The following is a 26,239-nucleotide window of genomic DNA, read 5'->3' on the forward strand; positions in this document are numbered from 1 at the left end:
GTTCAATGATCTGAACGCCTGTTGAGCCGCGCTTTACGGGCGGGCGCGGCTCAGCGGCGTCGCATAAGGCCGATGAAAAACAACCCGCCAATCGCCGCCGTGGCCACGCCAATCGGCAAGTCTTCGGGAGCGATCAGCGTGCGCGCAGCAACATCGACCCACACCAGAAACACACTGCCCAGCAATACACACACCGGCAACAATCGCCGGTGTTCGGCCCCGACCAGACGACGGGCAATGTGCGGCACCATCAGCCCGACAAACCCGATGGAGCCACTGATCGACACCAGCACGCCCGTCATCAACGACGCAATCAAAAATACGCGCAGGCGTACGGTGCGGGCGTTGAGCCCAAGGGTCACGGCCGTCTGTTCACCAGCCATCAAAGCGTTCAGCGGTCGGGCCATGCCCAGCAACAAAACCAGCCCCAGCAACACACTGGCGGCCGGCACCGCAAGCAACTCCCAACGCGCCAACCCGAGCCCGCCCAGCATCCAGAACATCACCGCAGAACTCGCCCGGTGATCGCCGAGGAACAGCAGCAAATTGGCAATCGCCATCATCACGAACGACACCGCCACGCCGCACAACAGAAGCCGGTCACTGTCCAGCCGACCGTTGCGATTGGCGATCAGCAATACGATCAACATGCTGAGCAGCGCGCCGATAAACGCCGCAATCGGCAAGGTCAGCAGGCCGACGATTTCACCGACGTGCAGCACCACGATCACTGCGCCAAGGGTGGCGCCGGAAGTGACCCCGAGCAGGTGCGGATCAGCCAGTGGATTACGCGTCACCGCTTGCAACACTGCGCCGATCAGCGCCAACCCGGCACCCACCAGCGCGCCCAACAGCATGCGCGGTACTCGTATCAGCCAGACGATATGTTCCTGTCCTGCGGCCCAGTCCGGAGCGCCGAAACCAAACATCTTGTGCAGCAGGATCCGCCACACCACGTCCACCGGAACCCGCGCCGGACCAAAGCCCAGCGACACTACGCACGACACCAGCAACAGCGCACCGAGCGTCACCAGCAGCAAGGCATAGCGACGATCCATCATTCGCCGTGGAACCCTTTGGCCAGGGTTTCAACCGCCAGCACGTTGTCGATGCCCGGCGTGGCCTGCACATACGGAATCACGATGAAGCGCTGGTTCTTGATCGCGTCCACTGATTGCAGCGCCTTGTTATTGAGCAGAAATTGCTCCTTCTGCTCGGCGGTGACTTCGCCGTAGTCGACGATCACGATCACCTGCGGATTGCGCTCGACCACGTTTTCCCAATTCACACGGGTCCAGCTCGCCTCGACGTCGTCCAGAATGTTGCGCCCGCCCGCCGCGTCGATCAGTGCCTGCGGCATGCCGAGGCGGCCGGAGGTCATGGCGCGGTCTTCGCCGCTGTCGTAGAGGAACACCCGCGGCTTATCGGCAGGCAGATCCTTGTGCACCTCGGCGACTTGCGCCTGCATGTCGGCGATCAGGGTATTGGCGCGATCCTGCACGTCGAAGATTTTGCCGAGGTTGCGCAGGTCGTTGTAAGTGTCTTCCAGGCTGGCCGGTGGACGCTTCATGACGAAGGCGCAGGACTCGGTCAGCTCGTAGACATTGATGCCCAATGGCTGGAGCGTTTGCGGCGTGAGGTCGCCGCCCACGCGCATGCCGTAATCCCAACCGGCGAAGAAGAAATCGACGTTGGCGTTGAGCAGGGTTTCCACCGACGGGTATTTGGCTGCCAGCTCCGGCAAACCGTCGAGGATGGTCTGCATCTCGGGCGTGACCGACTTCCAGCCCGTCACGCCGCTGTAGCCGGCCATGCTCGGCTTGAGGCCGAGGGCGAGCATCATCTGGGTCATGTTGATGTCGTGGCTGACTGCGTGTTTCGGCGCTTGCTTGAACGTCACTGCGCGGTTGCAGCTGTGGATCGTCAACGGATACTTCGTGGCCTCGGCCAACGCTTGGGCACTGCCCAGCAGCAAGGCGACGCAAAGCAGGGAACGCAAAGTCATGGTTGGGTTATCCAGGTGATTCGTGGGTAGCCGTGCAAGGGGTGTTGATCGATCAGCGCTTCGACGCCGAATACTTCGCGCAGCAGCGGGGCGGTCAGGACTTCTTTCGGTGTGCCGCTGGCGACGATGCGACCGTGATTGAGCACGTACAAACGATCGCAGAAAGCGGCGGCCAGATTGAGGTCGTGGATGCTGGCTAACGTGCCGATCTTCAGGCGTTTGACCAGTTGCAGCAGTTCAAGCTGATAGCGCGGGTCGAGGTGGTTGGTCGGCTCGTCGAGAATCAGCAATTGCGGTTGTTGAGCGAGGGCGCGGGCAAGAATCACACGCTGTTTTTCACCGCCGGAGAGGGTGGCGAAGGCGTGGTCTTCGAAGCCTTTGAGGCCGACGGATTCGAGGGCCTGGGTCGCGAGATTCCGGTCTTCGAGGGTGTCGCCGTCGAACAGGCCTTTGTGTGGCGTGCGGCCCATGGCGACCACTTCATCGACGGTCAGGCCGAAGGCGTCTGGGAATTCCTGCAACACCACGGCGATACGTTGGGCGCACCAGCGCGAGGATTGCTTCCAGACGTTGTGGTGGTCGAGCCGGACCTCGCCGCTCTCCGGTTTACTGAAGCGATAAGCGCAACGCAGCAGGCTGGTCTTGCCGCTGCCGTTGGGGCCGATCAACCCGACGAACTCGCCAGCGGCCACGTGCAGGGAAGCATCACGCAGCTGGAACTGGTGATGGCAATGGCCGTGGCCCAGAGGAGTCCAGGCGAGGTTTGTGAGGTTCAGCGAGGTCATGCATCTACTCTGAAATTTTTTGTGTTGCTGAGGGCCCTATCGCGGGCAAGCCCGCTCCCACAGGGATCTCCAGTGTGCACAAATAGTGTGTGAACACTGGAGACCTTGTGGGAGCGGGCTTGCCCGCGATGGGGGCCTTGAATCAAAAGGTGTAATAAGCAGTGACAAAGAACGACCGCGGCTCACCCAGGATCCACTGCTGCCCCTCATTGTATTGGCTTTGCGCATACTGCCGGTCAAAACAGATTGTTCACCTGAAACCCCAGCGTCGTATTACGCAACGCCTTCCTGTGAATCACTTCTTCAAAAGAAACCCGCAGCCAGGGCTGCGGGTTAGGCGGTGCATTTAGAGTTATACAGTAACACTAAAATTCACTGGGAGATAAGCGCGGGAAGTCTACAGATCCCTCTAAACCGCGCATCTCGCCTGTTTCATGATGAAGATGAGGCCGATTCAGTTTGCCGGGTGAATCGCGAAAACAGCACGCGATCCAGCACCCACACCACCACCAACGAAGCACCCACCAACGGAAACGCCACGGCCAGGGCGAACATGATGACCATCGCGGTTTTCCATTTCGGCAGGTCGTGGCGCAGCGGTGGAACACCGAACTTGCCTTGCGGGCGACGCTTCCACCAGATCACTACGCCGCTGACCGCGCTGAGCAAAATCATCAGGCAGATCAGCAACACGATGATCTGGTTGAACACGCCGAACATCTTGCCTTCATGCAACATCACGCCGGTTTCCGTGGCGCGGGCCACGGTGCCGTATTGCTCCCAGCGCACATCGGCAAGCACATCGCCGGTGTACTGATCGACATGCAACGTGGCGTCGTTACGTGGGTCGTCGGCAAACACGGCGATGGTGAACACGCCCGTCGCGGTGGTTGGCAAGGTGATGCTGTAACCCGGTTCGACCTTGCGTTGCACGGCGATGTTCTGCACGTCTTGCAGGCTAATGGTCGGTGCGGCGGGGCCAGCTTGTGCGCCATTGTGGGCCATGTGTTCGGCGTGGTCGCCGGACATCGGCATCGGCGTGTTTTCCATGGCCCATGGCACGGTCTGGCGGGTGGCGGTGTTGAGGCTGCGAGCCTCGACGTCGGACTTGGGCACGTTGTCCCACATCGCCGCCGGGAACACGTTCCACACTTGCGCGTATTGCTGGCCCCAGAACCCGGTCCAGGTCATGCCGCTGAGCAGCATCACCAGCAAAAACGCGGCGCCCCAGAAACCGGTGACGGCATGCAAATCGCGCCACAGCACGCGACCGCGACTGGTCAGACGTGGCCACAAAATACCGGCGGCTTGCCCGCGCGGCCACCACAGAAAGACGCCGGAAACCACCAGCACCACGGCCCAGCCGGCGGCCAGTTCGACCAATCGATCACCGACGGTGCCGATCATCAATTCACCGTGAATCGCTCGCGCCACCGCTTGCAGATTCTTCTTGGCGTCTTGCTCGCCGAGGATGTCGCCCTGGTAGGGGTCGACGAACACGTTGAGCTCGTTGCCTTCATTGATCACGACAAATTGAGCGCTGCGTTCGGCGTTGACTGGCGGCAGGTACTGCTTGATCGTGGCTTGTGGATACGCCAGTTTCACCCGCTTGAGCAGGTCGTCGGCCGGGACGGTGTGATGCCCGGCCGGGACGTTCATCAAACTGCCGTACATCAACGGATCGAGTTGCGGCTTGAACAGGTAAATGACGCCGGTCAGGGCCAGCATCACCATGAATGGCGCGACGAACAGACCGGCATAGAAATGCCAGCGCCAGGCCAGGTTGTAGAAATTTACTTTGGGCTGTTTCATCACGTGTGCTCCGCTTTGGCTTGGTTCTTTTGTTGTTGTCCGGTGACTGCTGCGCAGTCATTCGCGGGCAAGCCCGCTCCCACATGGACGGCGTTGAACCTGTGGGAGCGAGCTTGCTCCGGGCGGCGTTCCGACGATGCTTTTAGAAGCTCATGTCCACCTTGGTCCAGAGCGTTCGCCCCGGTTCTTTAATGGCCTGCGGGTCATTGGCCGGGTAGCCAAAACCGGCGTTGCCGGCCAGGTTCAAATGCTCGGCGTACGCCTTGCCGAACAGGTTGTCGACGCCACTGCTGACCTTCCAGTTTTTGTTGATCCGATAGGCACCATTGAGCGAGAACACGCCAAAACCTGAGGTCTTGTCGAAGTCCTTGCCGACCACGTTGCCCTTGTTCTGGTCGATGCGGTTTTGCGCCGCGACCACGCGCCACAAGGCCCCGGCGCTCCAGTTGTCTTCGCTGTAGGTCAGGCCGAAACGCGCGTCCAGCGGCGGCATTTGCGGCAATGCGTTGCCGTCGCTGCTGTTCTTGCCCCAGGCATAGGCCAGGGTCGCGTCGGCTTTCCAGTTGGAGGTCAGTTGATAAGCCGCGCCGAGTTCGCCGCCCATGATTCGCGCGTCGATGTTCTGAGCCTGAGAGGTGGTGCCCATCATCGTCGGGGTGTAGTTGAACAGGATGTAATCGCGCACCTGGCCGACGTAACCCGAGGCCCAGGCTTCGAGGTCTTCGGTCTTGTATTGCAGGCCGAAGTCGAGCTGGGTGGTTTTTTCAGGCTTGATCGAATCGAAGGCATTCACCGATCCGGCGGGGCCTGACTTGGGTGAAAACAGTTCCCAGTAATCCGGGAAGCGCTGGGTGTGACCGAGGCCCGCATACAGCGTGGTCGGGCTGTCCGCCAGGTCGTGCTCGTAGCGGATGAAGCCGCTCGGCAAGGTGTCGGCGCGGGTGTCGTCGGCGGTCGGGTTGGGGCGAGTCATCATCCCGGAGCCGGTGGTCTGCCGATAATCCTTGGCCGAGGCGCGGTCCAGGCGTGCGCCAGTGATCAGCCGGTCACGGTCGGCGGCGTACCAGGTCAATTCGCTGAACACACCGTAGTTATGGAAGTCGGCATCCTTGGTGTACGGCAGGTCCTTGTAGGTGTCGATGCCCATGCTGCCGCGTTGACGATGCTCGTTGGTCTGCGCATCGATGCCGCTGATCAGCTGCACATCGGCCCAGCGCCAGGTGGCCTTGATGCGCGCGCCGAGTGTGCGGCGGTCGACGTTGGAGGCCATCGGGCCGGCCATCATCCCCGTCCCGGACGGCGTGCGCAGGGTGTAGTTGTCCATCACGTGGTCGGCGTAGTTGTAGTAGATCTGCGCTTCGACCTTGTCCAGCACGTCGCCGATGTTGGACTTCTCGAACCGCAGGCCCAGGCTTTCACGCTTGAACTGCGACCCGTCCATACCGCGCCCGGCGTAACGCGCTTCGCCGTCGCCCTTGCCTGCGGTCAGTTCCAGCAAGGTGTCGGCGTCGGGCGTCCAGCCGAGCGCCACGTCGCCGTTCCATTTGTCGTAGCGCGACGGCACGGTGTCGTTGTTGCCGTCCTTGTAGTCATCGGCGTGCGCGGTGTTGCCGATCACGCGCACGTAGCCCAACGGCCCGCCGGCTGCGGCGTCCACCACTTTGTCGAAGCGGCCGTTGGAGCCGGCCAATACGCTGGCGTTCACTCGCGTACCCAGTTCGCCGAAGCTTTCCGGCTCACGGTCGAAGAGGATCGTACCGGCTGATGCGCCCGGCCCCCAGAGCACGGTTTGCGGGCCTTTGATGACGGTGAGTTTGTCGTAGGTTTCCGGCGAGATGTAGGAGGTGGGCGCGTCCATCCGGCCGGGGCAGGCGCCGAGCAATTGGCCGCCGTTGGTGAGGATGTTCAGCCGCGAACCGAACATGCCGCGCAGCACCGGATCACCGTTGGTGCCGCCGTTGCGGACCAGGGCAAAGCCGGGGATGGTTTTCAGGTAGTCGCCACCGTCGCTGGCCGGCACCGGTTGGCGCGGGTCCTTGGGGTTGGTGACGATGGTCAGCGGCGAACTCGGCGCGATGGCGGTGATCACCGTCGGGCTCAGTTCTTCACTGTGGCCCGCGTGTTCGTTAGCCAACACCGAGGGTGTCAGCAATGCGCCGCAAAGGACGGCGGTGGCGTGCCTGAAACGAATACTCGATTCGTTCGGGGCAAAAGTAGCTTGGGCAGGGCTCAAGCGTGTGTCAGCAGTAAACCTGGACATGACAATTTCCATCGAACAGTCGTAAACGACACGGCCGGCAGCCTGTGGCTGTCTTCGAAACCGTGTGAACTCAGAGGTGCGTGTTTACGCGACGATGGGTGGCGCGCGGGTTCGGGCGCCTGGGAAGAAGGCTTGCCGGGCATGGCCCAGGCGAGGGGAGGGTGTAGTGAAAGTGTTGGCTGTCGGCGTGTCAAATGCGGCGAAGGACTGGCCGCCGGTCAGCGCCGGGCAATTGAACAACAGGCTGCAATAGCCGCATTTTTCCCAGAGCGCATGGTGCGAGGCTTTGGGCGGGCAGTGCTCGGCGGCGGGTTGCGCGCCGTGGTCGGCGTGCTCCATGGCCGACATGTCCATGCTCATGTCCATCGACATGCTCATCGACATCGACGAGGCGCGTTGATCCATCGGCATCGACTGAGAAATCAGCGGGCCGATAAAGATCATCAGCATGGCGAACAGGCTGATCCAGCTGCCGTGCGTCAGGCTCGACGACTGACGACGGTGTGCGGATGACCTGGCGCTAAGCGGGCGCATGGCGTTATTTGCTCAGTCGATTACTGGGCGTGGGCGTGCATCTGTGTGCCTTCCGGCGGCTTCTTCTGCACCGAGACTTCGACCGTCACGTCACCGGATTTTTCGAAGTGCATGGTCAGTGGGAAGCGTTTGCCGTCGCTCAGCAGGCTGCGGTCTTTCAGGTTAACCAGCATCACGTGATAGGCCATCGGCGCAAACGTGACGTTGCCACCGGCAGGAATATCAACGCTCGGCACTTGCTGCATTTTCATCAGATCGTTTTGCATGAGGTGCTCATGCAATTGCGCTTCACCAGCAATTGGCGAGTCGACGCTGAGCAGGCGGTCAGCGGTTTTGCCTGGGTTCTGAATGACAAAATAGGCCGCGACGGTTGGCGCGTTGGGCGGCAACTCCTGCGACCACGGGTGAGCGATCTCCAGCTCGCCCGCCTTGTATTCGTGGGCATTGGCAAAGCAGGCAGGCAGCAGCAACGCAGCCAGAACGATGAGTTTGTTCAACATGGCAGTTCTCCAGAACGATTCAAGACGCAGGTCAATTGCGAGAAAGAATCACACCAGAGGGGACGCGCGGGGGTTGAGGCTCGGCCATTGCTGGCGCGGGGTAGGTGTTTCGAGAGAGGTGGCAGGCACGCTTCGATTGGCCTCGAAACGGGCGAAATACAGCTGCGGCACATGCCCGGGCAACGCCACCAGCGGTGCAGAGCCGGAGCAGCACCAGCAATGCTGCATGTTGGAATGATCGTCGCTCTGCGGGGCTTTTTGCTCGAGGTCGCCTAGGGAAATCGCCACCATCTTCGTGCCGCTGGACGTACAGAAACTGCCCCACAACAATTGCTCGGCGGGTGATTTCGCCGACTGCGCCATGGCTCCGGTCATCGGCATGGCGAGCATGTTGAACAGCACTGCGAAGCAGGCGATCCAGGCAATTGCGAGCCGTTGTCGGGACATGGGACAAAATCCGTTGGGTGGGCGATCAGGCGCGGCTATTTAGCCTGATCAGGGCCGATAAGTAAAAAAGCGGCGTGCGGTGTGGTGTCGCAGCGCCTGAGTTAATAGAAGCAACAGGCTGTGAGCCATTTCCGTTTCGCCATTATGAAAGAGTGTAGCGACTTCGATTCGGATTGCCTGAGCAAAATGTGGGTCACTTTGAATTCGTGCACGGATGGTGTGTTTGACGTCCCTGAACGCTAAACGGATGAAACCTCCGTCTCCCGAGTCCTCCTCTTCACTAGCCTTGAGGTAGTTCCACATATCGGTAGGTGTATGGAGAAACTCCGCAATATCGAAACGAGAGAATTTTTCAGTCATTTGTACTCCGAGCGTTGCATTGATGGCGCTCGGAAATATAGGGGTGGGGTTACGACGCGACTAGTCAGCCACATTGGATGATGCTGTGTGTGCGGTCCGATAGAGATGTAGGGCATTGCGCATTTCCTGTAATTGGATGGACTCGCCCAAGCCGAGGCGTCAATGCGCCACGATGGCAGTCTAAACAGCCAACGACAGCGAGGGCGAGTCCATGAAAAAGCATACTTCGATTGATCAATCCCTGTCTTCTTCCGATTTGTCGGCCTGCACAACCGTGGCGGTCGATCTGGCCAAGCAGGTCTTTCAGGTCGCCGGTGAAGACGTCCTCGGCCAAGTGCACTACGAGCAACGGATCAAGTCGCGCGAGGCGTTTTATGAGTTTCTACGCCAGTTGCCGCCTCATGTCGTGGTTCTGATGGAGACCGGTCCGGGTGCTCAAGCCTGGGCCCGGCAGCTGCAAGACCAAGGCAATCTGGCGCGGATTCTTCCAGCCCGTTTGGTGGCCACACATCGTAGCGGGCCTAAAAATGATCGCAACGATGCGCTGGCGATTCTGCGCGCTGGTCGCGATGAAAAGATCTACGCAGTGCCGGTCAAAAGCGTTGCGGCGCTGGCAATGCAGGCGTTGCATCGCGCCCGCCAAGGCTATGTGCGTCGACGCACGGCGGTGAGCAATCAGATGCGCGGCCTGCTGCTCGAGCATGGCGTGGCCTTGGCGCAGGGCGATGTTGCGATCAGCCAGAAAATTCCGCGGGTACTGGAAGATGCCACCCAGCCGGTGCCGGGCCTGCTGCGTGAACTGATCGACGAACTGTTGGCCGAGTGGCACCATTTGGGCGAACGCATCAGCGTGCTGACGGGGCGCCTGGAAGTGGCCGCCAACGCCGACATGACGGCGAAGCGACTGATGACTGTGCGCGGCATCGGCCCAGTCACTGCCACGGCACTGGTGGCCAAGGAAACCAAGCCTGAGCGATTTCCCAATGCCCGCAAGTTTGCCGCGTACTTTGGCATGGTGCCTGACCAGCACAGCAGCGGGCAGACGGTCCGGCTGGGGGACATGACCAAGCGAGGCGATGTTTATTTACGCAGCCTGATGATCCAGGGAGCCCATGCGGTACTGCAACAACTACGACCTGATTCCCAGCAACCCGATGACCGCCGCTTGTTGCGCTGGATGAGCCGGCTGGGTCGTAAGGAGGCTGCGATCAGGCTAGCCAACCGCAACCTGCGAATCGTCTGGGTGCTTCTACAGAATGACCAGACTTATCGTCGCCAGGCGGGTGATGGCCAGCAAGCGACGATGAGCCACTGAGCGACAGAGTTCTGCCACCGAGGTACCAACTGTCCGACCCTTTGCTGAAAAACATTGACCCCAGGTAAGACCGGCGTGGATTGATGCCTTAGCTGCTACTGGCCTTCGAGGCCTGACTGTAATCGGCATACCACGAGCTCTTCCAATTTTGGCCAGAAGCCGAAGACGGCTTCCTCGAATAGGCCTAATACATAGATGCAACGGGGCGGCGGTTTTTCAAAAGCGGGTAGACAGTGGGGGCGAGTCCATACATAGCAGCTGGCGAAGCCTGCGTTCGGCTGCGCAGCAGTCGTAAAATCATGCACCGCGATTCTGGGTAAACCGTGGTGTCAGGATTTACGACTGCTGCGCAGCCGAACGCAGGCTTCGCCAGCTGCTACGTCATGTGGTGGATTCTGCGGTTAGGGTCGCCAGCACGTCTGCCACCGACCCAAACTCCCGATCCACCCCCGGCAACGCCGGCCGCTGCAACACAATCACCGGCACCCCACGCTCCCGTGCCACTTCCAGCTTCGGTTCGGTCGCCGTGCTGCCGCTGTTCTTGCTGATCAGCACATCAATCTGCCGCCGCTCGAACAGCTCTCGTTCATCTTCGATCAGAAACGGCCCGCGTGCGCCGATGACTTCGCAGCGTTCGTTGCCGGGGTAAACGTCCAGTGCGCGCAAGGTCCAGAATTGCTCCGACGGAATTTCATGCAGGTGCTGCAACGGTTCGCGGCCGAGGGTGAACAGCGGCCGGCGGAAGGGTTTCAGGGCTTCAATCAGTTCGGCCCAGGCGCTGACGTCCCGCCAGTCATCCCCAGCCTGCGGCTGCCAGGCAGGACGGCGCAACGCCCAACAGGCGATGCCACTCAGCTGCGCGGCGGTCGTGGCGTTGTGGCTGATTTGTGCGGCGTAGGGATGGGTCGCGTCCAGCAGCAGGTCGATCCCTTCATCGCGAATGAACTGCGCCAGGCCTTCGGCACCGCCGTAACCGCCGACGCGAACCTGGCAGTTCAGGTCCGTCGGCACTCGACCGACACCGGCCAGGCTGTAGATGTGTTCCGGCCCCAGCGTGCGGGCGATGGCCAAGGCTTCCGTCACGCCGCCAAGCAGCAAAATACGCTTCATTGAAAAGCTCCTGCATGACCGACAATCCCGCCCTGGCGATCGATGGCAAATACTTCAACCTGAACCTGCGCCGGCACCACGCTGCGGGCAAAATCCAGCGCGTGCCGACACACCTCATCGCCGAGGGCGATGCCCGCCGCGCTGGCCATGGCCAAGGCTTGCTGGCTGGTATTGGCCTCGCGAATGCCTTGCTGCAACGCCTCATCGGCGCCAATCGCGGCAGCCCAATCGGCCAGTTGCGGCAGGTCGATGCTGGAATGCCGACTGTGCAAATCCATGTGCCCGGCCGCCAGTTTGCTGATCTTGCCGAAGCCGCCGCACAGGCTGAGTTTTTCCACGGGCACTTTACGCAAGTGTTTGAGGACGGCGCCGACGAAGTCGCCCATTTCGATCAGGGCGATTTCCGGCAGGTCGTAGACGCGGCGCATGGTGTCTTCGCTGGCGTTGCCGGTACACGCGGCGATGTGCAGGTAACCGTTGGTTTTGGCGACATCGATGCCCTGGTGAATCGAGGCGATGTAGGCCGCGCAGGAAAACGGCCGGACGATGCCGCTGGTGCCGAGGATCGACAGCCCGCCAAGAATGCCCAGTCGCGGGTTCATGGTTTTCAAGGCTAGCGCCTCGCCGTCCTCGACGTTGACCGTGACCTCAAAGCCGCCGCCGTAGCCGAGCTCTTCGGCCAGCAACGTCAGGTGTTCGGTGATCATTTTGCGCGGTACCGGGTTGATCGCCGGCTCGCCGACACCCAGCACCAGCCCCGGCCGGGTGACTGTGCCGACGCCGCGACCGGCGTTGAAACGGACACCCGGCGCGCGACTCAATCGCACCTGGGAATACAACAACGCGCCATGGGTCACGTCCGGGTCATCCCCGGCATCCTTGATTGTCCCGGCTTCGGCGCCGTTGTCGATCAGTCGGCAGAACTCCAGGCGCATCTGCACCTGCTTGCCCTTGGGCAACACGATTTCCACAGCGTCTGCGCTCATCCCGCTCAACAATAAACGGGCCGCCGCCAGACTGGTCGCGGTGGCGCAGCTGCCGGTGGTCAGGCCGCTGCGCAGCGGTGCGGGTTGTTCGGCGGTTTCGTCACGCATCGAAGGGCTTCGTCACGTCCAGCAAAGTAATCGGCAACGCCTGACGCCAGGTGTCGAACTCTCCTAGAGGCTGGGCCTGGGCAACATGAATACGGGTCAGTTCACCGCCGTGACGTTCGCGCCAGGCCATCAGGGTCACTTCGCTTTGCAGCGTGACCGCGTTGGCGATCAGTCGGCCGCCGGGTTTGAGTTGCGCCCAGCAGGTGTCGAGCACCCCTTCCCGGGTGACCCCGCCGCCGATAAAGATCGCATCCGGACGTTCAAGCCCAGCCAAGGCCTGCGGCGCACTGCCTCGAATCAGCTGCAAACCGGGCACGCCGAGAGCATCGCGGTTGTGTTCGATCAGCTGTTGCCGACCTTCATCGGCTTCGATCGCCAGCGCGCGGCAACCGGGGTGAGCGCGCATCCATTCGATGCCGATCGAGCCGCTGCCGGCGCCGACGTCCCACAGCAGTTCGCCGGGGACCGGGGCGAGGCGCGCAAGGGTGATCGCGCGGACGTCGCGTTTGGTCAGTTGACCGTCGTGCTTGAAGGCCGAGTCCGGCAGACCGGCCAATCGCGAGAGTCGCGCAGTGTTCGGCTCCGCGATGCACTCGATAGCGATCAGGTTCAGATCGGCGACCGCTGGAGCGTTCCAGTCACTGGCAACGCCATCAATGCGCCGCTCAGCGGCACCGCCCACATGTTCCAGCACGCTGAGACGGCTCGGACCGAAACCGCGTTCACGCAGCAGTGCTGCAATGGCGGCCGGGCTTTGGCCATCGTTGCTCAGCACCAGTAAACGCACGCCGCTGAACAACTGCGCGTTCAGTGCGGCGATCGGCCGGGCAACCACCGAAAGTGTCACCACCTCCTGCAACGGCCAGCCCATGCGCGCCGCCGCGAGCGAGCAGGAGGAGGGCGCGGGCAGGATCAGCATTTCATCGTTGGGCACTTGCCGGGCAAGGCTGGCACCGACGCCAAAGAACATCGGATCGCCGCTGGCCAGCACGCAGACCGGTTCGCCACGCAGCGCCAGAACCGGCTCGAGGGAAAACGGACTGGGCCACAAATGCCGCTCGCCACGGATGCAGGCCGGCAGCAAATCCAGTTGCCGCTGACCGCCAACGATCCGCGAAGCGCGCAACAGGGTATGCCGGGCGTTTTTGCCCAGGCCCTTGAAGCCGTCTTCACCGATTCCCACTACTGTCAGCCAGCAGGCCATGTTGTTCCTTAACCCAATGTTCATATTCAAAAGCGGCATGATAGCGCGGCTTCTGTCGTCTGACGCGGGTCTATGGCCGGGACAGGAATATTTCGAATGGCCGACACTTCATGTTGAGGAAAAATTGCTTGTTGAAATGATGGTTTTGGTAGTTTGTTATTTCTCAAATTAAGCAATCTTATATGTATTAACTTCCGGCCAATAGTTGATGTTGGTCGCGACATTATCAAGGATGAAAGAAAATTATATGGATGAAGGGTTAGCTAAAGGTGTCACCGAACATGGTGCGCTGATGATGAGTAATGTTCTGCTGGTCGGCATGGCTGGCCAGACCGCCGCTGACAATGACTTTGTGAAAAACTGCATTTTTCTGGCCCAGCATGGCGCCGATAAAGTCGCAAAGAGCGAGACGCAGCCGGGGCCTTGGTTCGATCATTACACCGGTATGTTCTGGTCAATGGATTGGACGCTTGACGAGCCTGTCGAGTACATCAAGCCGCAGTTCTCGGGCAGCTTGAAAGAGGCCTGGTTGAAAGTGGCACAGCCTTACCTCGCGAGCGCTCAAATAGCACAGGTTGAAGCAGTACTTGGAAAGCTGGAGAGTGATGCCAGGTTACTGACGAAGATGGCGGGTTTAAGTGGGAAATTGTTCGGGTTCAACATCGTACCGGTCAGTTTTAAACCCAACGGAGATCTGGAGATGGTGGTCAGTCATGTCAGGATGATCAAGTCGGGCATCGCGACACCCTACCTGTTCTGGACGATAAACCAGAGTATGTCCCAATTGGATATCCGGATTCGACGGTTGGAGATCAAGCGTCGAAACATGGACGCCATTCGACAAAGCGTGGAAGAAGCCACGCGAGACCTGGCGCTAGAGTTCAGCGAGTACGAACTCTAATCCACACAGGCGCAGGCATTCTTTTGTTCGATTGATTTATTTTGGCAGCGTTTCCGACCGGCAGACTTTTCATGCGCTCGGGCAAAGCAGGCATAATGGCAGCCCTTCGCCCTTCACGTGTATCCAGTCAGCCGGTCACTCATTGAACGAACGCCAGATGTCCACCGCTTTACGCCCCTCGGCCTGCCCGGGGTTGCTGCGTATCGTCCAGGCGTTGGACGGCGGCATCTGCCGGATCAAACTCAATGGTGGTTCGATCTCGGCTGATCAGGCCGAAGCAGTGGCCGATGCGGCCGAGCTTTACGCTGGCGGGGTGATCGAGGCAACCAACCGCGCCAACCTGCAAATCCGCGGAGTAGGCAGTGAGCACGGTGCGTTGATCGACAGACTGATGGCGGCGGGTCTCGGCCCGACCAGCGCGGCGGGCGACGATGTGCGCAATCTGATGCTCAGCCCCGGCGCCGGCATTGATCAGCAGATGCTGATCGATACGCGCCCACTGGCCGAACAGATCCTCGCCACGCTGCAAAGCGATGAACGTTTCCACGACCTCAGCGCCAAGTTCGCCGTGCAACTGGATGGCGGCGAAGGTCTTGCAATGCTCGAACACCCTCATGACCTTTGGTTGTCTGCGGCTGAACGAGACGGAGAGCGGGTGTTTGCCTTCGGTCTGGCGGGTTGCCTTGTCGACGCACCCGTAGGCGCGGTTTTGCTGGAACAGGGCCACGGGTTGGTGGTCGCGGTGCTGGAGTTGTTCCTGGAATTGGCGCGCCCCGAGCAGACCCGCATGCGGCATCTGCTCGCCGAGTGTTCGCTCGACACGTTTCTCGCGCGCCTCGCCGAGCGTGTACCGTTGATGTCTATTGAGGGTTGGCAGCGCAAGGCAAATCCAAATGTGCTGCACATCGGCGCTCATTCACAGCGTGACGCCGGGAGTGTGTACATCGGCGCAGTACCGCCGCTAGGTCGCCTGAATCCGGCGATGCTCAGGGGCGCCGCACAACTGGCGCGCGAACAGGGCGACGGCACTTTGCGTTTCACTCCTTGGCAAAGCCTGATATTGCCCGGTGTCTTTGGCGACGATGCGCCTCACGTTATCCACAGCCTTGAACACCTCGGCCTGCGTTGCTCGGCCGACGATGCCCTGGCGCACCTCATCGCCTGCACCGGCTCGACAGGTTGTGGCAAAGGCCTGGCCGACACCAAGGGCGATGCCCGACAGTTGGCGGCACTGCTGCAACGCCACGGGCAGATGCTGAACGTGCACCTGTCCGGCTGCCAGCGTTCCTGCGCGGCCGCGCACGTCGCACCGGTCACTTTGCTGGCGGTTTCCCCCGGTCACTACGACCTCTATTTTCGCGATGCAGCGCAGCCGGGTTTTGGCGCGTTGCACGCACGCAACCTTACTATTGAAGCGGTCGCGGCCTTGCCCGACGCCCGCTCACGGAGCCCCCTTGATGCTTGATTACATCCGCGACGGTCAGGAGATCTATCGCAACTCCTTCGCGATCATTCGTGCCGAGGCCAACCTCGAGCGAATCCCGGCCGATCTGGAAAAACTCGCGGTGCGGGTGATCCACGCCTGCGGCATGGTCGATGCCATCGACGGGCTGCAATTTTCCGCAGGCGCGGGCAAGGCCGGGCGTGAGGCGCTGGCCGCCGGCGCGCCGATTCTGTGCGACGCACGGATGGTCAGCGAGGGCGTGACCCGCACGCGCTTGCCGGCCAACAACCAGGTGATCTGCACCCTGCGCGATGAAAGCGTTCCGGAACTCGCGCGTGAGTTGGGCAACACCCGTTCCGCCGCCGCGCTGGAATTGTGGCGTCCACATCTGGAAGGCAGCGTGGTGGTGATCGGCAACGCGCCGACCGCTTTGTTCTATCTTTTGGAAATGCTCGATGCCGGCGCACCGAAACCGGCATTGATCCTCGGCTTTCCGGTGGGCTTCGTCGGCGCCGCCGAATCCAAGGCAGCGCTCGCGGCAGACAGTCGCGGCGTGCCGTTTGTGATCATGCAAGGCCGGCTGGGCGGTAGCGCCATGGCCGCCGCCGCCGTCAACGCCCTCGCCACGGAGATCGAATGATGCAGTCACCTGGACGCTTGATTGGCCTGGGCGTCGGCCCCGGTGATCCGGAACTGATTACCGTCAAAGCCCTTCGCTTGCTGCGCGAATCGCCGGTGGTGGCGTACTTCGTCGCCAAGGGCAAAAAGGGCAACGCCTTCGGCATCATCGAAGCGCATTTGCAGGACGCGCAAACGCTGTTGCCGCTGGTGTATCCGGTGACCACAGAAGCGCTGCCGGCACCGCTGTCATACGAGCAAGTGATCAGCGATTTCTACGATGCGGCCGGCGAAGAACTCGCTGCGCACCTGGATGCCGGTCGTGACGTGGCGGTGATCTGCGAAGGCGATCCGTTCTTCTACGGCTCCTACATGTACTTGCACGATCGCCTGGCAGAACGCTACGAAGCCGAAGTCGTACCAGGTGTGTGCTCGATGCTCGGCGGCGCTTCGGTGTTGGGTGCGCCATTGGTGTATCGCAATCAGAGCCTGTCGGTACTCTCCGGTGTGCTGCCTCACGAAGACCTCAAACGTCGTCTGGCCGATGCCGACGCGGCGGTGATCATGAAGCTGGGGCGCAACTTTCCCAAGGTCCGTCAGGTGCTCGAAGAACTTGGTCTGGCAGAGCGTGCGCTGTACGTCGAGCGCGCGACCATGGCCAATCAGAAAATCGTCCCGCTGGATCAGGTCGAATCGATGTCCTCGCCGTACTTCTCGCTGATCATTGTTCCCGGCGAACGGTGGCAAGGCTGATGGCCCGTCCAGTTCCGGCAATTGTCATTCTTGGCAATGGCAGCCTCGCGACCGCGCGCAAGATCCAGCAGGTCTACCCCGGCGCCTTGATCCATGGCCTCGCCGAGCGGGTTGAAGGCGCGGACCGTGTCTATCACGAGTTCGGCGCGACCTTGCGCGAGTTCTATCAGCAAGACACGCCGATCATTGCCTTGTGCGCAGCGGGCATCGTGATCCGCACGCTGGCGCCGTTGCTGCTGGAAAAGGGCGCCGAACCACCGGTCCTGGCCGTGGCCGAAGACGGCAGCGCCGTGGTGCCGCTGCTTGGCGGTCTCGGTGGCGTGAACGTCATGGCGCGGGAGATTGCTGCCGGCCTAGAGGTCGCGGCGGCGATCACCACCAGCGGTGAATTGCGCTTCGGCACCTGCCTGCTCAATCCACCCAGCGGTTACGCCCTCGGCGATCTTGAGCTGGGCAAGCGTTTCGTCTCGGATTTGCTCGCCGGCCAAAGCGTGCGCATCGAAGGCGCCGCACCGTGGCTGGCGCAAGCGCAGTTGCCAGAAGACCCGCAGGCGCCGTTGTCGATCCACATCGGCAGTGCCGAGCGCACACCGTCCGCCAATGAATTGTTGATCTACCCGCGCAACATGCTGGTGGCGGTGAACGCCGATGTGGCGGATTTGCCGAATGCGATTCGCGCGGCACTGCATCAATCGAACATCGCTGCGCAATCGCTGGCCTGCTTGCTGGCCAGCGATCTGCACATGGCCAACCCTTCGTTGCGCGAAGCCGCGCTTGAGTTGGGCGTGCCGCTGCGGTTTTCCTCAGTCAGCGGTGGCGTCAGCGAACTTGTCCGGCACACCGTGCCTAACGCTACCGTCGTGACGGCGGATACCGGCATCGCCATCGCGGTGGCCGGTCAGCCACTGGAGCTTGCGCAGATCGGTCGTGCGCGCGGTCGTTTGGCCGTGATCGGCCTGGGCCCTGGCGCTGCCGAACTGATGGTGCCGGCGGTCAAGGCCGAGCTGGCGCGCGCCAATGATGTGCTCGGTTATGAGACCTACGTGCGCATGGCCGGGCCGTTCCGCGATGATCAGGTGCTGCATTGCACCGACAACCGCGAGGAAATGCAGCGCGCTCGCCACGCCTTTGAACTGGCGGCTCAAGGGCGGTCGGTGGTGGTGGTTTCGTCGGGGGATCCGGGCGTATTCGCCATGGCGGCAGCGGTGCTTGAAGCGTTGCACGAGTCGAGCGATCCGAACTGGCACAGCGTTGATCTGGAGATTCTTCCGGGCGTCTCTGCGTCCCTGGCAACGGCGGCTCAGGCCGGCGCGCCACTGGGGCATGACTTCTGCGTGATGTCGCTGTCGGACAACCTCAAGCCATGGTCGATCATCGAGAAACGGCTGGATTTGGCGTCTCAGGCCGACCTGGCGCTGGCGTTCTACAACCCGATCTCGCGTTCGCGCCCTTGGCAATTGGGCCGGGCACTGGAGATTGTCGGGCAGCACCGCACTGCTGAAACGCCGGTGGTGTTGGGGCGCGATATTGGTCGTCCAGGCCAGACGTTGCGTGTCACCACACTCGGTGAACTGACCCCCGATCAGGTCGACATGCGCACCATGGTGCTGATCGGCTCTTCCACCACCTGCGTGTTCCCTCGTGCCGAGGGAGGCAAGTGGGTGTATACGCCTCGTTGGTATGGCGACAAGCCAGCTTCGTAAATGTCGGCGGCCTCTTCTTGAGGCCGCTTTTCTAACGGCTGGTCGTGAATGAACAGGAAGTCGTTGCGGCAGACGGTTCGAAGTCTTGATGTAAGTTAATGTTTGCTTTGGTGTAAAGAGAACTGCCGCGTTTGTGGGTGGCTGTCTTTTTGTTTGTGGTTTTGGACGGGTTTAAAGTTTCTGGATGTTCGGTTGGTCATCAATTGTTTGTTTTCTACTTTGAGGATGAAAGTTCGTTCGGTTAGTGTTTTTTGAGAAAGCCAGCCTATTTTTACAGGGAAGTATATTTATGGGTGAACAAGCTGCTCGTCGTGTGAACGGCTATGTCGATTTTATCGATCTGTTTAAACTGTCTGATCTTGAGCAAGCGTTACAGGAACATAAAGACACAGAAGAATACGATGCGGTATTTCGATATTACTTCGCTTGTATCGCCATGCTCGACTTTCCGAGAATGCTTGAGCCGTTGGGTTTGCTGCGCGAGGCGCTCGGTTCTTTTGTTGAGCCCAAGCGCCGGCGTCGACGTGCGGCAGGAATGGAAACGCCAACTGCACAACAGGGCCCTGCCGCTCCGGGTCTGACTGAAATCCGCGACAGGATCGAAGACTTTCAGGTGCGCCTGTCCGACAGCATTGAACAGCTGAGTGCCGCGGCCACGGAAGTGCCGAAAAATCTTCACTTCGTCTGGCTTGGAGGTGGCCTCGGAACTATCCAGCGTGACTACATTGATGTCTGGAACAAAGTGTTGGCCGGGCAGGGCTATGCCGTGAAGCTCTGGTACGACAGCGATGCGTTACTGGCCTATGAAACCAACCGGATCGTTGTCGAGGCCGCGAAAGCCGATGCGATGATTAATGGCGGACATAGCACTGAATCCAGTATTGAACTTGGTGATAAATACGAGGAGCGGGCCATTGTTCTCAAACAACAAATGTTCGCCCATATCAATAACACGGTAGGGCGTGGTGTTAACCCGGATGACGCACGTATTGATCTTCTGGTTCGTGGATATGGCCAGAATGAAGCAAGCCTGAAGGCCCTGCGGGACAAAAATGGCCAGAGTATTTCGGCACTGGGCGAGGCCGGAGTGGAACTTCGTGATCTTGCGGCGAATGTAATACCGCTTCACTTGCAGGACATTTACCAACGGGAAATCAGTCTGCGAGGCAATTTTGCCGCGGCCTCCGATGTGGTTCGCATTGAGGCCTTGATGACTGAAGGCGGAATTTATGCGGATGTCGATAACCTGCCACCGCTTTTAAAAATGCTCGGCGATGTGGACATCGGTCAATTGAGCAGCGATGCGCGCCTGGGCGTATTGCAGTTGGTGCTGGATCGAAACCCACACTGGATGCCCGGTCGCGAAGCATCAAGGAGCCAGTACAAAAGCTACTTTGAGCATATTCCTGTGGAACATCGCCCGGCGCTGGAACGTTTCGCTAAAAGTCGTCCGCAGTTGACTAGCGTTTTTAGCGCGCCCGCAGAACGTCTCGTTCGTCTGAACGGACTGCGAGCGGTTGCCGAGGAGGGCAGTCTGAGTAATGCGTTTCTCATGGCACATCCTGGATCGGCGATGGTGAGCGCCATGATCGATCGCTTCAAACTCAATTATGAGATCGTTGATGCCACAGCCCGTTTGGCCATGGAGCACCAGGTTTCCGCTATCGACGCTGAGGCCATGAGTCGTATTGCGATAGAAGTCGTCGAAGAAAAGCTCGCCCATTTGCGTACTCTACCGGGGCATGTAGATCCTGAGCAGTATCTTCTGGCCCTGGCTGCAACTTCTTACTACAGCGATGGCATTCGCCCCCAAAGCGAAGTGACCATCTATCTGACCGGGCCCGCTGCGATGCGCGATGCGCTCGCGGATTACGCAAAAATGCACTTCACCCCTCGTGCCGCGGGCGCCTGGCGAAAGGATGTGGCTATTGACGCCACCGCAACGGTGAATCGGGATACCGAGGAGGAGCAGGACCATTCCTGGAAAGAAAACGAAAGTGACGCCGATGATTGGCTCAAGAACGAAAATCAACGGTGGGAGGCCGGGCAATTCAAGGCGCGTTACGTGGGGAAAGTGGATCAGTTGCTAAAGAGCCAGACGCTCCATTTCGATCATGGCTGGCCAATCGTTGAAGGTCGACATGTGTTGTCGACCGAATTGCTGCAATCCCTGGCGCAACAACTTGGTGAACCCCTTTTGCGAGCGATGAGTCAGCGGACCACCGGTGAGGTGACTTTCGACAAGCCGTTGCAGCTGAGTTTTGACGAGCGTCAATCCATCCTCGCACAGGAAATCGCGGTGCCGCCGTCGTTGGTCGGCGAGCCGGCGGCCGGGGATTTACCTCTGGACGAATTGCTTCACCGCATTGGCCGGGGCACGTTTCAGGTCGAGCAGCTTGACCCCCGGCAGCGGTTGTTGATCGGCTCGTTGCTGGGCGCGCGGGCAATGGATCAACGCAACTTTGATCAGGTCAGTGCGCGGTTGGAAAACCTTGCCAACAACGTGTCTGAACTGGGTGTGTCACACCGTTACGGGGCCATTGAACGGGAGTTGTTAAAAGAAAATCACCCCGCGTTCGTTGACGGTTTGGCCAGTGCCTCGACACCCTCCATAGCGTTGTCCGAAACCAGCATTGAGTTGAAGAAACAGGCGCTGGAGCAGTCTCTGACCTTGCTGCAATGGGGGCGTCAGGTCGCCCGTATTCAGCAGGTCGCAAAACTCGAGTTCCGTGACCGGATTGGCGAGCGCATGACCGATGTACTGGAAAGCTTCGATCAAGGCAGCTTCAAACTGGTGCCACAGGATTTGTTGCTGCAGGGGGGCGGTGACCGGATCGCCGGGGCGTTGCTACCCGTTGGCATTGGCCATGGCGGCTGCAATCAGCAAAGGGAACGAAGCGGGCAACATCCTTCGCGAGCGGTTTTACCTGGCGGTCATTGAGCCCGGTACCCACGATTCGACTGCATTCGTGAGCATTCTCGAAGAGCTTCGTGATGTCGACATTCATGACTTGGGCGGGCCAGTGGTGCGCTCTGATCTGGCACAGGTGATTGCAACGCTCGAAGAGAAAACCGCCGGCAGCACGTTGATGCTCAACTCGGATAACCACTCGATGCTGGTGGCCAAAAGTGTCGTTGGCGAGGGCAGTACCTACCATTTCTACGATCCGAACTTTGGCGTTTTCGAGTTCGATACTGCTGAGACGCTCAGCACTGCGCTGACCCATTTTTTCGTTCGCCAGGAGATGGCCTGGCCCTACGCCGCTTATGGCGTACCTGCTCGTCCGACCTTTGATCTGATTGAACTCGACGCGGGTCGACTCAATGCAACGGTACTGTCGTCGGGGGTCCGAGTGTCCAGTCTTTCCGATTCGGGCAGCCTGCCTGAACAGGCACCTCGGGTCAGACAGCGGCTGGCCAGCGCGCGCGGGCAGTCGCTGGTCAGCAATGGGGTGCTGGGCAATTCGTTACTGGAACTGGACGCACACTGGTGGGGCGGGCAGATCGCGCAGGCGATACGGCAGTTGCAGGAGCAACACGGGCTGTCGTCAGGTGCCGTCGCGTTGTTCGAGACACTGGAGATCACTCCGGCAGGCGAGTACAAAATCAGTCTGGTCGATACCGATCCAGCGCAGACCGTTGTGCGCGTCACCACCGAGGACCCTCGATTCCTGAGGATCAAGAAATACCTCTCGGAAACCTTCCATACGTTGGCAGCGCAACCGCATGAACCGGCCGGCTCGGCTGACCCGACGGACGCCGGCAGCGTCCATACGCTCAATGCCGGTTTTACCGTACAAGCCTTGATGAACGCGTTGCGCCATCACGAAGGCGAGGTCAGCGGTGGTGACAAGGCACTGACCACTGCCATTCGTTTGCATGCCTACGTCAACTACGCCCAGCTGGTCCACGGCAACGTGGTGGACGTGATTGGCGTTGTGGCACTGGTGCGTCAGGCGCTGGACGATGAAAAGCTGATCGCCCGTACCAGTGCGCCGTTGGTGCAAAAGGCATTGGGTCATGTGGCCAATGAAGGCGTCGGTACGGTGTTGGGAATGGTGAATGTCGGGTTTGATATTTACCAGTTGAGCCATGCCACCAATGACATTGAAAAGGCGCAGTTCGGGACGCAGCTGGCATTCGACTCCGCGAGCGCCGTATTGGGCGCAGCCGGGCTGGGTGCCGCATTGGCTGGCGCGGGTACCGTGGCGGCGGTGCTCGGCGGCGTCGGGGTGATTCTGGGCGGGCTGGCGGTGGGCGTGTCGGCGCTGGCGGAAGGGTTTGCGACCATCGCCGAGGAAGCCAAAGAGGTTGGCCGGTTTTTTGAAGGGCTGGAAAAGGCTTATCTGCAGGGCGGCTACCAACTGGACAAGGCATCAAATGCCTGGATTGCGCAACCTTTGCTGGTGTTCGCCGATCTTGATTTGCGTGCCTCCAGCGTCCGTTTCGACAGCCCCAAGCTGTTCCCGCTTCGGGACCATTTCGGGGTTCCGGATTTCGATGTGGATTACGACCGCGCCACCGATATCCGAGTGGGCCTGGGGTTGCCCGACTCGGCGTCTTTTTCGCCGCAGCCCGGGCAGACGATCGTTTTACCCTGCACACCCAAGACCTGGTACGGCTATGAGTACAAGTTGCTGCCGTTTGTCTCGTTTCGTCATGCCGGCGGATTCGATACGGCCCGTCGACTGGAGAAAAAGAATGCACAGGGGCAATGGCAGTTTCTGTTTTCGTTTTACTCGTTTCCCGGCGAGTACGTGGTCAACCGTCTGAACCCGGTCTACAAGCCAACGGTGTTCAGCGTTCGTCTCGACAATATCGAGCGTTCGCTGGTGGTGCCTGCCCTGCCGAAGGCGTGGCACGGCCTGGTCTCGTATCGAATAGAAGGCGCAGGCGCCCGCTGTTCCATACTGCTCAATCCCGGGGTGAGCGTTGAACTCAACGCGCCCGGCCATACGGCCATGCGCTGGGTGCTGCAGGCTACCTGGCTGGCCGAGGCAGGCATCCGCATAGCTGCTGCGGGTAACCTCGTTGCGGATACGTTGGGTGTGAAGTTCAGTGGCGGCGGCGTTCACGATGTGTTGCTCAAGCTTGCGGGGAACAAAGTCATGCGCGTTGACCTTGTTGCCCTGACGCTGGAGGTGGTCGAAGAAGAGGCCGATCCGGCGCTCGGGGAGCAAGCGTTGCTGGACCACTTCAAGTCACTGGCGCGTGAACATCGGCTGGCCATGCCTTACACCCCCGTTCACAACTTTGTGGTGCCGTTTGAAAAGCCGGACGAGCCGAGGACGGTGGCTGCGTATTACGACTCGGTTCAGGATCGTTTTCTGTACATCCGCGACCCGAATGTCTTGTTGGCCGATGAGGTCGTGTTGGGAGCGGTGGTCGAGGGCTCGGCGTATTTCTATCACCCCGACAACTTCGATGTCTGGCAGGTCGACGCGATCACCGGCACGCTGGTCCAACGCTATCGTTTGCTGCTAAAGGATGGCTTGGCGATTGCCCGCTGTGAGGCCGTGGCCAACGGCGGCATTCAGATCGTGCAGCGGTCCACTCCAAAGGAGGGGCCGCACGATGAGCTGACTTACTTGATCCATGACGGGGCAGTGTTGCTTGGCTCAATCACCCGCGGTCACGATCCAGCATTGCAGGCTGTTTTACAGGTCGACACGCTTACGGACTGGAAGCAGGTACTGGGCGATTATGTGTTGCCGGCAGAGTCCATCGATACCGTGAATTGGCGCCCTGGGGCGCTGGTTTCGATTTGTTGGCAGTTCGAAGACTCTTCTCGTGATTTGGTCTGGGTCCGCAGTGTTGACGGGATGATCATCCGTGCAACTGCCCGGCGTCATCATGCGCGGGGATGGACGGATTCGGTCAAGGCCTTGGATACCCTTTTACTGATTGCTCCCGCCGGTGTCGAGGGCGAGGTTTTCGTGACCTACGACAAGCCCGTTGGAAGCCTCGTGCGACAGCAATGGTCGATGGTTCACGGGCGTGCGCAATGGTCTTCCCAGGAAATTGCCCCCACAGGGCTGAAAAATGTTGTCGCCGTTGAGCAGGGCCACCTCGCCCTGACCGACATGGGTCTGTTCTTCAATATGACGCCGGACGGGTATCTGCGCTTGGGCGGACTGACCGAAATCTGGTTCAAGGATCGAGCCCAGTGGTGGTCCGCATTGCCAGCGGTGTCGACGCGGTACCCGGTGTCGAGTTTCGCCCTCCTTGGTTTGACCAACTTTACCGGGGACGCCGGTTTGTGCGCCTGGTACCTGGACGATCGGTTGTTGCTTGCGGATCTTGGCCACGGCAAAGAAGTGCGGTTGCTGGGTATCGATCCAGACAATCAGGCCGCCTGGGTGTTTGATCTTCCAACAGGCAAGATTTTCAGTCAGCGCTTTATCGATTCGAAACTGTTGAGCGCTGCATTCGGCCAAGGAACCAGACTTTTGCAAGCTGAGGCATTGCCCGCCCCGGTGCAGGAATGGGCACCCTGGATCTTTACCGACGTGAAAGTGGAAGGTGCTGGCCTGAGGGCGACGACGCTCGATGGCCTGGTGGTGGATTTACAGCACAACGAACCGTTACGGATTACGGGGGTGGACAGCCGCTGGGTCACGGCACAGGAAGGACCGTTGAGTGAGGGGCTGGCGGCGCTGGCGAACGAACATCGATGCGCCGATTTTCTGTCCGTAAAAGCCCCAGGCAGCCTTCAGTGGTATGTGGTCCGGACGGGACGATTGATCCGGATTCCGAAAGCCGCCACTACTGCGCAATACACGCTGGTAGGCACCCGGAATCAAACCAATGTGATGCTGCACGAGCGCGGAGATGGTTTGTTGCACACCTATCCGCGAAACAGCACATTCGGGCCGCTCGACTATGTCCAGCGTAACGCCGAAGTCCTGGTGGTTGAGGGGCCAAAGACAGCCCATGACCTGCTCCCGTTGATTGCGGATGATGTCAGTATCCTGGTGCTCAAAATGGGCCAGGGTGCAACGACTGGCCGGCTGACCCGGGCGGCCTGGTTGAAACTTGAATCGGTCATTGTCGATTGTCGTTATCCACTTGAGCGCCCACCCTTGATTCCGGGGAAACTGATTCTGGACGCCTCGATCATGGATCAGTTATGGGTCAGCCTGGTCGATGAACACTTGGTGATGAATGGCCTTGATAGCGGGCATAGCCTGATTTTTCGCGGCGTTTACTCAGCGGATGTGGCATTGCGGGGGGATGTTTTCCTTTCGCTCAATGGCTATCGATCACGTGCGGTGTCGGAGATAGTGGCCGAGTTGCTGAGGCAAAAGGGTGTTTCCGGCAGCGCAACGTTAACGGAGCTGATGTCGAATTATCAGGTCGAGGTGATCGCAGAACCGGCTATTTAGAGCGTGCGC

20 protein-coding genes and 1 pseudogene are annotated in these 26,239 nt (G+C 60.2%); 8 read left to right on the forward strand and 13 right to left on the reverse strand.

The window, feature by feature from the left end; all coding sequences use genetic code 11:
• Positions 1-50 precede the first annotated feature (50 nt).
• From ACYZT8_RS02725 to ACYZT8_RS02770, 10 genes and pseudogenes are all read right to left on the reverse strand, one after another.
• On the reverse strand, positions 51-1,061 hold the full coding sequence (locus tag ACYZT8_RS02725) for a FecCD family ABC transporter permease (protein ID WP_461979040.1): 1,011 nt from the start codon (positions 1,059-1,061) through the stop codon (positions 51-53).
• Complete coding sequence (locus ACYZT8_RS02730; RefSeq protein ID WP_461979042.1) at positions 1,058-2,005, reverse strand: ABC transporter substrate-binding protein; 948 nt, start codon at positions 2,003-2,005, stop codon at positions 1,058-1,060. The genes ACYZT8_RS02725 and ACYZT8_RS02730 overlap by 4 nt, the downstream gene beginning before the upstream one ends.
• Positions 2,002-2,790, reverse strand: a complete 789-nt coding sequence (locus tag ACYZT8_RS02735; protein ID WP_461979044.1) for an ABC transporter ATP-binding protein — start codon at positions 2,788-2,790, stop codon at positions 2,002-2,004. Before ACYZT8_RS02735 ends, ACYZT8_RS02730 begins: the two co-directional genes overlap by 4 nt.
• Positions 2,791-2,932: 142 nt before the next feature.
• Positions 2,933-3,077 (reverse strand): annotated as a pseudogene (locus ACYZT8_RS02740) (hypothetical protein); the annotation flags it as partial.
• Between the two features lie 145 nt (positions 3,078-3,222).
• On the reverse strand, positions 3,223-4,602 hold the full coding sequence (locus ACYZT8_RS02745) for a PepSY-associated TM helix domain-containing protein (RefSeq protein WP_461979046.1): 1,380 nt from the start codon (positions 4,600-4,602) through the stop codon (positions 3,223-3,225).
• A 142-nt stretch (positions 4,603-4,744) separates the two neighbouring features.
• Positions 4,745-6,862, reverse strand: coding sequence for a TonB-dependent copper receptor (locus ACYZT8_RS02750; protein WP_461979048.1), 2,118 nt, complete (start codon positions 6,860-6,862; stop codon positions 4,745-4,747).
• A gap of 84 nt (positions 6,863-6,946) precedes the next feature.
• Entirely contained in the window at positions 6,947-7,396 is a 450-nt protein-coding gene (locus tag ACYZT8_RS02755; protein WP_461979050.1) for a DUF2946 domain-containing protein, read from the reverse strand.
• A gap of 20 nt (positions 7,397-7,416) precedes the next feature.
• Positions 7,417-7,896, reverse strand: a complete 480-nt coding sequence (locus tag ACYZT8_RS02760; RefSeq protein WP_461979052.1) for a copper chaperone PCu(A)C — start codon at positions 7,894-7,896, stop codon at positions 7,417-7,419.
• Positions 7,897-7,944: 48 nt separating this feature from the next.
• Positions 7,945-8,343 carry a DUF2946 domain-containing protein gene (locus ACYZT8_RS02765; RefSeq protein ID WP_461979054.1) on the reverse strand — a complete coding sequence of 133 codons (399 nt, stop codon included), beginning with the start codon at positions 8,341-8,343 and terminating at the stop codon, positions 7,945-7,947.
• Between the two features lie 48 nt (positions 8,344-8,391).
• The gene (locus tag ACYZT8_RS02770) at positions 8,392-8,703 is read right to left on the reverse strand and encodes a hypothetical protein (RefSeq protein ID WP_461979056.1); all 312 of its coding nucleotides are present in this window, start codon (positions 8,701-8,703) and stop codon (positions 8,392-8,394) included.
• Positions 8,704-8,959: 256 nt separating this feature from the next.
• On the opposite strand from ACYZT8_RS02770, the gene ACYZT8_RS02775 reads away from it, so the two are divergent.
• On the forward strand, positions 8,960-10,018 hold the full coding sequence (locus tag ACYZT8_RS02775; RefSeq protein ID WP_461982331.1) for an IS110 family RNA-guided transposase: 1,059 nt from the start codon (positions 8,960-8,962) through the stop codon (positions 10,016-10,018).
• A 381-nt stretch (positions 10,019-10,399) separates the two neighbouring features.
• On the opposite strand, the gene ACYZT8_RS02780 is transcribed toward ACYZT8_RS02775, so the two are convergent.
• The 3 genes from ACYZT8_RS02780 to cbiE are packed head-to-tail and all read right to left on the reverse strand — an operon-like array spanning position 10,400 to position 13,426.
• The gene (locus ACYZT8_RS02780) at positions 10,400-11,128 is read right to left on the reverse strand and encodes a cobalt-precorrin-6A reductase (protein WP_461979058.1); all 729 of its coding nucleotides are present in this window, start codon (positions 11,126-11,128) and stop codon (positions 10,400-10,402) included.
• Positions 11,125-12,222, reverse strand: a complete 1,098-nt coding sequence (locus ACYZT8_RS02785) for a cobalt-precorrin-5B (C(1))-methyltransferase (protein WP_461979060.1) — start codon at positions 12,220-12,222, stop codon at positions 11,125-11,127. Before ACYZT8_RS02785 ends, ACYZT8_RS02780 begins: the two co-directional genes overlap by 4 nt.
• On the reverse strand, positions 12,215-13,426 hold the full coding sequence (gene cbiE, locus ACYZT8_RS02790; protein WP_461979062.1) for a precorrin-6y C5,15-methyltransferase (decarboxylating) subunit CbiE: 1,212 nt from the start codon (positions 13,424-13,426) through the stop codon (positions 12,215-12,217). The genes ACYZT8_RS02785 and cbiE overlap by 8 nt, the downstream gene beginning before the upstream one ends.
• 247 nt (positions 13,427-13,673) lie before the next feature.
• On the opposite strand from cbiE, the gene ACYZT8_RS02795 reads away from it, so the two are divergent.
• From ACYZT8_RS02795 to ACYZT8_RS02825, 7 genes are all read left to right on the forward strand, one after another.
• Positions 13,674-14,327: a hypothetical protein gene (locus ACYZT8_RS02795; RefSeq protein WP_461979064.1), complete on the forward strand. Its 654-nt coding sequence runs from the start codon at positions 13,674-13,676 to the stop codon at positions 14,325-14,327.
• Between the two features lie 157 nt (positions 14,328-14,484).
• Complete coding sequence (gene cobG, locus ACYZT8_RS02800; protein WP_461979066.1) at positions 14,485-15,792, forward strand: precorrin-3B synthase; 1,308 nt, start codon at positions 14,485-14,487, stop codon at positions 15,790-15,792.
• A complete protein-coding gene (locus ACYZT8_RS02805; protein ID WP_131058887.1) occupies positions 15,785-16,411 on the forward strand; it encodes a precorrin-8X methylmutase in 627 nt (208 codons plus the stop codon). Before cobG ends, ACYZT8_RS02805 begins: the two co-directional genes overlap by 8 nt.
• Complete coding sequence (locus ACYZT8_RS02810) at positions 16,411-17,142, forward strand: precorrin-2 C(20)-methyltransferase (RefSeq protein WP_461982352.1); 732 nt, start codon at positions 16,411-16,413, stop codon at positions 17,140-17,142. The genes ACYZT8_RS02805 and ACYZT8_RS02810 overlap by 1 nt, the downstream gene beginning before the upstream one ends.
• Positions 17,142-18,845 (forward strand): precorrin-3B C(17)-methyltransferase, encoded by a 1,704-nt coding sequence (gene cobJ, locus ACYZT8_RS02815; RefSeq protein ID WP_461979069.1) that lies wholly within the window; start codon positions 17,142-17,144, stop codon positions 18,843-18,845. Before ACYZT8_RS02810 ends, cobJ begins: the two co-directional genes overlap by 1 nt.
• 289 nt (positions 18,846-19,134) lie before the next feature.
• Positions 19,135-21,786, forward strand: a complete 2,652-nt coding sequence (locus ACYZT8_RS02820) for a TcdA/TcdB catalytic glycosyltransferase domain-containing protein (protein WP_461979071.1) — start codon at positions 19,135-19,137, stop codon at positions 21,784-21,786.
• Positions 21,671-26,230, forward strand: a complete 4,560-nt coding sequence (locus tag ACYZT8_RS02825) for a TcdA/TcdB pore-forming domain-containing protein (RefSeq protein ID WP_461979073.1) — start codon at positions 21,671-21,673, stop codon at positions 26,228-26,230. The genes ACYZT8_RS02820 and ACYZT8_RS02825 overlap by 116 nt, the downstream gene beginning before the upstream one ends.
• Positions 26,231-26,239 lie beyond the last annotated feature (9 nt).

Source organism: Pseudomonas sp. LB3P93, from assembly GCF_054898025.1.